Annotated in this window: 9 protein-coding genes; 1 reads left to right on the top strand and 8 read right to left on the bottom strand. The window is 58.2% G+C overall.

From position 1 onward, the window contains the following. Position 1 precedes the first annotated feature (1 nt). The 7 genes from Q1K31_RS10015 to Q1K31_RS09985 all read right to left on the bottom strand — a co-directional run bounded on the left by Q1K31_RS10015 (position 2) and on the right by Q1K31_RS09985 (position 7,246). Positions 2–1,771, bottom strand: coding sequence for a cellulose biosynthesis cyclic di-GMP-binding regulatory protein BcsB (locus tag Q1K31_RS10015; protein ID WP_300379112.1), 1,770 nt, complete (start codon positions 1,769–1,771; stop codon positions 2–4). Between the two features lie 124 nt (positions 1,772–1,895). Beyond that, positions 1,896–2,240, bottom strand: coding sequence for an Hpt domain-containing protein (locus tag Q1K31_RS10010; RefSeq protein ID WP_300379111.1), 345 nt, complete (start codon positions 2,238–2,240; stop codon positions 1,896–1,898). Between the two features lie 333 nt (positions 2,241–2,573). Beyond that, a complete protein-coding gene (locus Q1K31_RS10005) occupies positions 2,574–3,371 on the bottom strand; it encodes an enoyl-CoA hydratase/isomerase family protein (protein WP_367187577.1) in 798 nt (265 codons plus the stop codon). A 33-nt stretch (positions 3,372–3,404) separates the two neighbouring features. Beyond that, complete coding sequence (locus Q1K31_RS10000; RefSeq protein WP_300379109.1) at positions 3,405–4,181, bottom strand: SDR family NAD(P)-dependent oxidoreductase; 777 nt, start codon at positions 4,179–4,181, stop codon at positions 3,405–3,407. Continuing rightward, positions 4,178–5,434, bottom strand: a complete 1,257-nt coding sequence (locus tag Q1K31_RS09995) for an acyl-CoA dehydrogenase (protein WP_300379108.1) — start codon at positions 5,432–5,434, stop codon at positions 4,178–4,180. Before Q1K31_RS09995 ends, Q1K31_RS10000 begins: the two co-directional genes overlap by 4 nt. Before the next feature lie 17 nt (positions 5,435–5,451). Beyond that, positions 5,452–6,573 carry an acyl-CoA dehydrogenase family protein gene (locus Q1K31_RS09990; RefSeq protein ID WP_300379107.1) on the bottom strand — a complete coding sequence of 374 codons (1,122 nt, stop codon included), beginning with the start codon at positions 6,571–6,573 and terminating at the stop codon, positions 5,452–5,454. A 343-nt stretch (positions 6,574–6,916) separates the two neighbouring features. Beyond that, positions 6,917–7,246 carry a hypothetical protein gene (locus tag Q1K31_RS09985; RefSeq protein ID WP_300379106.1) on the bottom strand — a complete coding sequence of 110 codons (330 nt, stop codon included), beginning with the start codon at positions 7,244–7,246 and terminating at the stop codon, positions 6,917–6,919. A 267-nt stretch (positions 7,247–7,513) separates the two neighbouring features. Here Q1K31_RS09985 and Q1K31_RS09980 point away from each other — a divergent pair, with 267 nt between their 5' ends. Then, positions 7,514–9,955, top strand: a complete 2,442-nt coding sequence (locus Q1K31_RS09980; RefSeq protein WP_300379105.1) for a serine/threonine-protein kinase — start codon at positions 7,514–7,516, stop codon at positions 9,953–9,955. Here the strand turns inward: Q1K31_RS09980 and Q1K31_RS09975 are convergent. Continuing rightward, complete coding sequence (locus Q1K31_RS09975; RefSeq protein ID WP_300379104.1) at positions 9,876–10,448, bottom strand: ECF-type sigma factor; 573 nt, start codon at positions 10,446–10,448, stop codon at positions 9,876–9,878. The two genes, Q1K31_RS09980 and Q1K31_RS09975, sit on opposite strands and share 80 nt — an antisense overlap. Positions 10,449–10,550 lie beyond the last annotated feature (102 nt).

The raw sequence follows: 10,550 nt of genomic DNA, 5'->3' as shown, positions 1-10,550 counted from the left end.
ATCAGCCTCCCGGCTTCCGGGACTTATAGACACTACGCAGGAGGTAGACAAAGCCTGCACTGGCAAGCAACCAGCCGATGACGACCAGCCACAACCAATACCGCTTCAACAACTCAAGGAAACTCGTCTCATCAGGATAGCTTATATCGACCAGGCGATCACGCTCGGTTGAGAACGCAAGCTCGATACCGTTTCCATCGATAAATGCGACATCCCCACGGCCCAGTGAAACCGGCTTACCGGCAGAAACCCCACTGGCGAAGTCTACGCCTGGGCGTATCCAGAGAGCTGTCCTGCCACCATCGGAAACAAGCTGGGCGATGGTGAAGATGCTCATAGCTTCTGAGTCGATAAGGTTACGGCCATCAATCCCGATGAATGGAACGGTCTCCCCCTCAATGCGAACAGAGGGATCAGTGCCCGGTGGTGGGCTGTCAGATACAAGGACGTAGGGACCATCCTCAGGAATATCTCCATAGGAAACACGGATGGGCGTCTGTCCATCAACAAGCGTAGAAACAAGACGGCGAACGCCGCCCAATGCGTCCGGGCCCGGCATGACGACAGTTACGCCATCCGCAAAGGCGGGAGCCAGATCACTAAAATCAACGGGGCGTCCAGCAGCGCCCAGTTTCACATGACTGGAGGGCAGCAGCTGCGCTTCATAGGCTTGTGGCGCATAAGCGCAATCGCCTGCCCTGACCTGTCGTGTGACGGCAACTTCGATCGAATTGCTTGCGGCAATCAGCCCTTCAGGCAAGTCCACGGAAACCCGTGTGCGTTCTCCACGAACAGCCTTGGCACTACCAAGAAGCACACCATTCATGAGTACGCTAACGACTGGGGATGTGACGCTGCCATCATCAGCAACTGCGACATCCACTGCCAGACCGGAAGGTGTCTCGCCTGGCTCAAGCGCTGTTAGAGGCAAGGGAACTGTCCAACTGCCACGGTTGGAAATCCTCTGAACGGAAGTGTCACCGCCGAGGTCTGCAAAAGTCAGGCGTTCACGTCTGGACTTTTCCGCCTTGGCCGATCGTACAGTTCCTTTACTAGCCAGCAGATTCCACTGGCTACGTAACAGTCTCGCCGCGGCCGCAGGGTCGTCTCCTCCGATACGGATTTCTGGTTGCTCGCTTTCTTTGTCGACCGCCAACGCTGACGCGTCAGTTCCAGCAATCAGCATTCGACTGCGTGTCCATTCGTCCTCATAAGCCTCTGGTTGGCCGGCTGTTATCCGGGCAAGATCATATCCAGCCGCAAGTGTCAGCGCAGCTGCCGCATGTGCTTCACTGATATTTTCAGGCAGAACGATATCCATCGTCTTCGGCATTATTGCTGCGACATCACCAACACTATCAAGCGAGTCCCGCTCTATACTGGCGACAAGCGCGCCTTCTGGCTCAAACGAAAGATATGCGCCCGACACACGCTCATCGACGCATCTGTCCTCGGTGATCGCCCCACTGTAACGCAAGCCAATACGTAGATAATCCTCACGAATGGACGATGCATCAATCGGGATGTCTATCGTGCCAGCATGCGTCGAGTTAGGCAGCGCTGTCGTTAAGACCGGACTGCCATCCACCTCGACCTGAATGCTGCGGCGGCTCTCGAAAGCCGCATCGCTGCGATATGGAAGAATGAGGCGCAGGCCCTGCACACTGTCAGCACGTGGCACAGGAAAGAACAGCTCGCGAAAACCGCTCAGTCCTTCCATCTCAATTCCGCGTTCAAAACCAAGTTCAGTGAGCGGAATTCTGCGTTTCACCAGATTGCTTTCAGGCACCTGGGATACATCATCCTGTACCTCTGAAGCCTGGGGGACACGAGCTTGCGCAGGCGTCGCCAAAGTCATGCACGCTGCAAAAAGCACTGCTAGAAAAAGGGGCCGTTCAGTCATTCAATTCATCATTTCGTGCGTGCTCTCGAAGCTGGAAGATCATGGTCTTCAGCTGGCCAAGAGTATTTTCGTCAGAGGGTGTCTCACCTTTGCTCATCGCGATAACAAGGTCTTCAGCCTGCATCGCATGAGCGCCAAGTTCCGTATATCCGAACACCGGTGCCGAACCGGAAAAATTATGTACAATGTGCTCAATGCTTGCGATGGCCTTGCTATTGTCAGAGCCAACCGAAATTTTCCGGGTCACTTCCTCTAATGCGTCGAGGCGTTCCGGGAGCTGTGCTGCAAAGCGCTCGGCAAGCCGCGACAATCCAGTGGCACTCGATGTCTGGGCCATTGCGTACTCCTGCTACATCAGCACCGACTTCTCATCGAGAATACCTACCAAAAAATTTAGACTAAAGGTACAAGTTGTGAATTATGCTTAACCGCAGGTTCCCGACAGGCGAGAACGACGAGTATGCATCCCATCGTGGCACGTGGCGTACGCCTGCCCTCCATCGTTTCGCATATTGAGAGTGGTTTTGCTTACACCGCAACTCGCCAGCCAATAGCCAGCCTATATACTTCGGGAAACAGAATACCCGGGGTGTCACACCGCCCGGAACTCACTGAAAACGCTTGGAAAACATTCACCAAAATCGCAGAAGAACTAAAGGTGACCCCATGATCAAGCGTCGCGATATAATGGCTGGCGCTTCTCTATAAAGGCTCTCATCCCTTCTTTCACATCCTCTGTACCAGAACAAAGGACCTGATTTCTGTTCTCGATTGCCATGGCCGCTTCCAGGCTGCCAGCATCGACCGCCATGTTGAGCCCTTCCTTGGTCAGGCGCAGCCCCATTGGCGAGGTCGCGAGCATCTCGTCGACGAAGACCTGACCTGCCGTCTCAAGCTCAGTATCCGGCACGATCTGGTTGACAAGGCCGACCGCCAGCGCACGGTCTGCATGAATGAAACGCCCGGTCATCATCAGCTCGGACGCGATGGTCACGCCGACCAGACGGGGCAGGAAATAGCTCACGCCCATGTCACACGCCGAAAGGCCGAGCTTGATGAAAGCGGCATTCATTTTCATGCTTTCGCCGCCAATGCGGATGTCGGAGGCGAGCGCAAACGCGAAACCTCCGCCGCAAGCCGGCCCCTGGATCAGCGAGATGATCGGCTGCGGGCAGCGACGCATTTTGATGTAGACATCAGCGAGATGCCCCTGGAAGCCGAAGCCGCCCCCGAAGGGCGGCTGGTTGTCATCGTCGCGCGCCTTGATGTCGAGACCGGCACAGAAGGCGCGCCCCGCGCCCCGCATGACGACGATACGGCAGGAGCGATCCTTGTAGAGATTACCGAAATAATCGCCGAGATCCGTCGCCATCTGCGTATTTATGGCATTCAGCATGTCCGGCCGATTGAGCGTCAGCCAGTGAACACCGCCGCGAACCTCAATGTCGATGGTTTCATAATCGTACATGCTCATACCTTTGTGTTGCGTGTGGTACCGGGCCTAACGTGAGCCCTGTCCATCATCGACCTTGATACAGGTGCCCGTTACGGCGTCAGATGCCGGGCCGACAAGGAACAGGAGCGCCGAGTCCAGCTGGGCGGGATTGCCGATCCGCTTGCGCGGGAAATACTGGGCAATGTCACCCATCCGCTCGAGCATGCCGTCCATCATCTCGGACTCGAAAGCCCCCGGCGCGATCGCATTGACGTTGATATGGTTGCGGCTCCACTCGACAGATAGCGTCTCAGTAATACGCACGACGGCAGCCTTCGAGACGGAATAGAGCGCGGCACCATTGCCCGCATAGTGGAAGGCTGCGGCCGATGCGATATTGACGATCCGGCCCGGCTTGTCGCTGGACATAAGGCGGCGGGCCACCTCGCAGCTCAGCACGAATGGCGCGCGAACATTGATGTCCAGTACGCGGTCGATGAGCTCGACCTCCATCTTGTGTGCCCGCTGGGCATCGGGGATGCCGGCATTGTTGACGAGGATGGTGACCGTGCCGAGGGCCGCTTCGGCCTTGGCAACTGCGGCGATCATCTGCTCAGCATTGGTCGCGTCCATCTCGACGGCGATCGCTTCGCCGCCAGCTTCGCGGATCTCCTTCGCCAGCGTTTCGAGACGGTCCACACGGCGTGCGGCAAGGGCAACCTTCGCACCCTGGCTCGCCAGCACCTTTGCAAAGCGAACGCCAAGGCCAGATGATGCCCCCGTGACAAGGGCAACTTGGCCTTTGAGGTCGGCTGAATTGTTCGGCAATGGATAGTCGGTCATTTGCGGCTCCCGCTGGTCGGGATGTCTTTGAAGGCGACATCTTTGTCGACACGAATATCGCCCGGCAGGCCGAGGACGCGTTCGCCGATAATGTTGCGCAGGATTTCGTCAGAGCCGCCTTCGATCCGGGTTGCGGGAGAGCGCATCAGCATGGCCTGGAAACGGCCATTCTGCGGGCTGTCTTCATCCCAGACGACACCGGACTCCCCCTGCAAGTCGAGCGCGAACATGGCAAGCTCCTGCATGGTCGCGCCAGCGACGAGCTTACCGATGGAGTTTTCCGGCCCCGGCGTCTCACCTTTTGAAAGCGCGGAGATGGCGCGCATGCCGGTATATTTGAGGCCGGACTGCTTGACCGCGAACTGTGCCAGCTTGGACCGCACGCCGGAATCCGCAACGGCCGGTTCCCCATCGACGTCCGCTTCCATGCAGAACCTGAAGAGCTCTGGAAAGCCGGTCGACATACCCGAGCCAATGGAAAGACGTTCATTCATCAGCGTGGTGAGCGACACTTTCCAGCCCTCGCCAACCGCGCCAAGGCGCTGGTCATCCGGGATGCGGACATTATCGAAATAGACCTCGTTAAAACCGGAAGCGCCATTCGCCTGCTTGATCGGCACGACTTTCACGCCGGGTGAATCCATGCGCAGGAAGAACATGGTGAGGCCCTTGTGCTTCGGCACATCCGGGTCGGTCCGCGTAATCAGCAGGCCCCAGTCGGAGTTCTGCGCGCCGCTGGTCCAGATCTTCTGGCCATTGATGATCCAGTCGCCAGAGCCGTCATCGGCTTTCACCGCGCGGGTGCGAAGCCCTGCAAGGTCAGAGCCGCTGGCCGGTTCGGAGAAAAGCTGGCACCAGATATCCTCGCCGCTGGCGAGCGGCGGCAGGAGCTTTTCTTTCCATTCCTCATTGGCCCAGGCCATGACGGTCGGGCCGCACATGCCGTGACCGATGGTGAACGGGCCGGAGAGGACGCCATAGACGCCTTCTTCCTGGCCCCAGATGACGCGCTCGATCGGTGTGCGTGCACCGCCGCCATACTCCTTCGGCCAGTGCAGTACGGCCCAGCCGGCTTCGGCCTTCTTCTTCTGCCACTTCTTGCCCGCTTCAATCGGGTCTTCGCTGGTCAGCCCGCTAGAGCCAAAGCTCGCGCGCTTCAGTTCAGGTTCGAGGTGCTTGGGGGCGTTCGCGTCGAGCCATGCGCGCACTTCCTTGCGGAAGGCGGCTTCCTGAGGGGTATCGTTGAAATCCATCCTGGTCGTCCTTCCGTTTAGGCTGCTGCTTCGACATTGCCGGCACTCATCCGCTCGATCAGAAGACTTTCCCACGTGGAAAGCGAGCCGAGCGCGAGAGCGAGGGCATTTGAGCGGCGGTAATAGAGGTGGCAGTCATATTCCCAAGTGAAGCCCATGCCGCCATGGGTCTGGATATTGTTCTTGGCGCAGTGCTGGAATGCCGTGGTCGCCGAGACCCGCGCCGTAGCCGCTGCGACGGGCAGCTCTGCTGCACTGGAAGACAGCGCCCATGCGCCATAAAAACAATTTGAACGGGCAAGCGTGGCAGAGACATACATGTCCGCCAGCATGTGCTTGATCGCCTGGAAAGAACCGATCTGACGGCCAAACGCCATCCGCTCAAGCGCATACGCCCGCGCCATCTCTAACGCACGATCGGCGCCACCGAGCTGTTCGAAAGCGATCAGTATGGCGGCGCGGTCCAAGACCTGCGACGCGATATGCCAGCCGTCACCAGCACCGCCGAGCCGGGTTGCAGCAGTGCCGTCAAATACGAGCCGCGTCTGCGCACGTGTGGGATCAACCGAGTCGAGGGCTTCACGGGTCACACCTCCTGCCGACAAATCGACCATGACCAGCGAAATTCCGTCGCCTTCACGCGCAGCAACGATTGCGATATCGGCAATCGCACCATCCGCGACAGGCGATTTCTTGCCTGTCAGCTTGCCATTTTCGAAACGGACCGAGACTTTCTCTTCCCGCATCCGCCCACTGCCTTCATTGATTGCCCAGCAGCCGATCGCATCGCCTGCAGCGAGCTGTGGGAGCCATTCCGATTTCTGGTCCTCGCTGCCGGCCTGCATCAGCGCTTCAGCGACGAGATAGACAGACGATGCGACCGGCACCGGAGCAAGAACACGGCCGAGCTCCTCAGTAAGGACGCAGAGTTCGAGATGGCCCAGGCCGACCCCGCCATATTCTTCCGGAATGGCCGCGCCAAGGACACCTAGTTCGGCAAGACCCTTATAGAGACCAGCGTCATAATCGGTTTCCCCTTCAAGCACTTGGCGAACGGCTTTTGGCGGACAACGCTCCTCGAGGAACCGTCGGACCTGATCGCGTAGCTGGTTCTGCTCTTCCGAGAAATCGAGATTCATTCTGGTCGCTCCTCCAAGTAGGTTTATTCAGGGGCAGGTTGACCTGCTCTCCCTCCGTCGGCTGGACCATCGTCCAAAGCCAGACAGATTGAGCCTGCCACCCAGCAATACCTTCCGGCAAGATAGACCCAACGTCACCTTGCGTCGGGTCAAGACCAAGCATGGCGAACGCCGTAATTGCAGTGACACGAGGCGTGGAGTGACGTTGATACCTGCAATCGCGGTATCGGTCTAAGTCCGAAACGAACATGGTAACACCCGAAACGGCGAAACAAGCTCTTGCGGTCTGGCCTCCAGTCAGGCTCCGACTGCCTTACTCATATGCAGATACGATCGACTTGCCTCAGGGAATCGGACACGCATCGCCCGCACTGAAATACTCGCCAAACTTGTTCATCATGCCACCGAGCAGGCGTATTCCCCCAAGCATCTTCTGGGCAGTTTCTTCATCCATCTCTTCTGACTTGGCCATCAGTGTCCCGATCCCCTCCTCGGCACTAACCTCGCTGGATTCCATTTCCCCCGTTAGCTCTTCGAGTGCGAGCTGCATCTGCGCTTCCTCGGTCTCAGGCTGTGCATCAATGTAGGCAACCACGCAGTCACAGAAACTTTCAGTCGTGAGACCGCGTTCGGAGAAGCTCTCCTGCGCTGCAGGGTCACTGGCCAGTACCATGCAGTCTTCTCGCTCAGGTGTATCCGCTTCAGCAATGCTACAGCCAGTCAAGGCCAAACCCGTCACGACGCAAAAGGCAAGTTGTTTCATATGAACCTCTCAAGATTGATAATGAGAACTGCCTATTGCGAACAGCCTATAGCCATTAGCCCCGAATAGGTCTGACTTGCTCGTTTACTGGCGAAGCGAGCCCCCGCCTCCCCCTTGCTGTGTGCATTCAGATCATCCACCATCGCATGTTCGACAGGATGCTTGGGGGGATCTGCGATGTCACACAACGCAACGGACTGGAAAGACGTCGAAACTCTCTTTGACGCCGCACACGAGGTCCCGGCTGACGAACAGGAAGCCTTTGTCAGGACGCACGCCGGGAGCGAGGAAGTGGCCAGAGAGGTTCTCTCGCTGCTTGAAGCTGCGCGCGAGAGCACACGGTTTCTCGAACCGGAAGAGGTATCCGCGCCCGGCCTTCAATCAGGTGACCGTCTTGGCGCCTGGCGTATTGACGGACTTATTGGACGTGGCGGCATGGGCGATGTCTACAAGGTCAGCCGGGCGGATGGGCACTATGAGCAAGAGGCCGCCCTGAAGCTCATGAATACTGCCTCAGCCGGTTATCATCAGCTTTTCGACCGGGAACGACAATTCCTTGCACGCCTTGAACACCCCGGGATTGCCCGGCTCCTTGATGGCGGTGTCGCTTCTGACGGGCGGCCATGGATGGTCATGGAACTGGCAACAGGCGCACCGCTCGACGTATGGGTCCGCCAGAACCAACCGGATGACAACCGTATTGTTAAGCTCGTGATTCAGGCTGGTGAAGCTCTCTCCTACGCTCATCGCAAGCTGATCGTTCACCGCGACGTCAAACCCTCAAACATCCTCGTGGACGATACCGGACGCACACGCGTCATCGACTTCGGTATCTCTCATCCGGACGACAAGGATAGCGACCGGCAAACACCCCTGTCACTGGATTATGCCGCTCCCGAAATTCTAGCCGGAAAACCAGCCAGCACCCTTAGCGACATATATGGGCTCGCCGCTACGTTGTACGCCCTTCTAACGGGAAAACCGCCTTTGGAGCTGTCGGTGGATCCCTTACCCATCGCTGTGCGCCGGGCGGTTGAAGAGTCACCCCCTCTCCTTTCAACCGCCATGCAAGGCCGTCGCAGGACCCCGTTCATGCGTGACCTCGAATCTATTCTGGCCTGCGCCCTCTCCAGGCAGCCAGAGTCCCGTTACGCAAGCCTCGACGCATTCTGCGATGATCTTAGAAATGCACTACAGGGGCGTGCAGTCGCTGCCCGACAGCGGGAAAGGGGCTATGTCACCGGCCGGTTTTTCCGGAGGCATGCATGGCAAAGCGCTGCCGTAGCTGCGCTTGCATTAAGCCTTGTCGGCGGTTTGAGCGCTTCTCTCTGGCAGGCCCGACAAGCAAGCATGGAACGTGACTGGGCCTTACGCGAACAGGCCCGGCTGGAAGCTGTACAACAATATCTCTATTTCATGCTTCGCGACGGCGCTGACGCAACAGGCGGTACAGAAGCGAGCGCGGACGAAATCCTGGATGCCGCAGCCGAGCAGGTCACGGAAATGTTCGCAACCGACCCAGACAAGGGCGGCCCGGTCATGCACACCCTTGGCGAGCTCTATTTCTATCTCAACGACTATGAGGCTGCCGCCCCTATGCTTGAACGCGTCGTCGACGGAGAAAATGTCGACCCGGCCCTCATGGCACGCGCCCGGTACGACCTTGCTCAAGTCAGGCTTCGCGCCGGAGACATAGAAGCTGCGGCCCCTCTTCTCGAAGCTGCACAGGCTTTCTGGCAAAGCTCACCAAATCGCTGGCGGCGGCGCCTGGTTGACAGCCGTCTTGTGGAGGCTCGACTGCTGCGTGATCAGGGACGAATTGATGAAGCGGTAAGACTACTGGAAGACAACCTGCCCGAACGTATCGAATTGAGCGGAGACAAGGACCACAAGACCGGTGTCTATCACAATGATCTCGGTGTCATGCTGACAGCTGCAGGGCGCCCCGCAGACGCAGCGGCGCCGCTCAGGACTGCACTGTCCATCTGGCGCGAAATCGGAATGGAAAACAGCCCTGATGCGCTGAACACACTGAATAATCTTGCCACAGTCGAGGTTCTGACAGGCCGCCACGCCGAGGCCGTCCCACTCTACGAAGAGGTCCTCGAGTTGCGACGCACACTGTACGGCGCCTCCGGCGCCACCGCCGCACTCCTTAACAATTATGGCAAGACACTGCTTCGGCTCGGCCGCGCCGATGAAGCATTACCCCTTCTGGACGAAGGGGCAGCCATGGCAAGAGAACACGCAGGTGAAGCCAGCATTACTTACGCTTCCGCCGCCGCAGGTCTTTCCAGGGCCCTGTCTGAAACAGGCCAGACCGGTGCGGCACTGGAAACTGCCCGCGAGGCTCATTCACTTGTGATCACTGCAGCTGGGGACTCTACCCCTATGGCAGCCATAACAGCTATTGCGCTTGCAAGAGAAACTGCACGTGAAGGCAACCTGGCTGAAGCGGCTGACCTGCTGGATCAGGCCGAAACGATATTCAAACCCATGGGTGCTGGCGCGCAGCGTCAGCTGGACAAGATCGCGGACATCAGATCTCGTTTCGATCTTGAAGCGGGGGCGTCTCAGGTGGATCAGACATCTCGCGATACAGCCATGCACGAGCCTTGATCCAGTCACGTCGAACCGTGCGGTCATTAATCCCAAGGATACCAGCCGTCTGAACCTCGGTATAACCACCAAAAAAGCGGAGCTCGACAACATCCGCAAGACGAGGCGCCTTCTGACCTAGGCGTTTCAGGGCCTCGTCCAGGTCCAGAAGCTGTTCATCACTTTCCCAGTAAGGCTCTATATCATCGGTCAAAGGGTCGATGCGCCCAGAGCCCCGCTTGGCGCTCAGCCTCGCCCGCGCATGATCAATCAGCACACAACGCATCGCAATCGCAGCGGCCCGAAGGAAATGATCGTCGCTGAGAAAGTCCTCTCGCCGGCGTAATTTGAGCCAACTTTCGCTGACAAGTGCCGTCGTTTGTAAGGTCTGCCCTGCCTGCAAACGGCGGCGTTCACGCCGTGCCACCTGTCTGAGGTCATCCCAAAAGAGGGGTATGAGCCTATCCGCAGCGGCCAGAATTTCCTCAGGCCGCTCATAACCGTAATCACGCATGTGAAACCTGTCCCCGGCGGCCGGAGCCGTTCCGTACTCTGCAGTGAGGGGTAACAGCGCCCACACGGAAATCAAGCAAACCGAAGACAGAAAAACCGGACC

Origin of the sequence: Henriciella sp., from assembly GCF_029936995.1 — a bacterium.
GTDB lineage: Bacteria > Pseudomonadota > Alphaproteobacteria > Caulobacterales > Hyphomonadaceae > Henriciella.
Note: the sequence above shows the minus strand (reverse complement) of the source record. Positions and strands in the feature narration are given on the sequence as shown.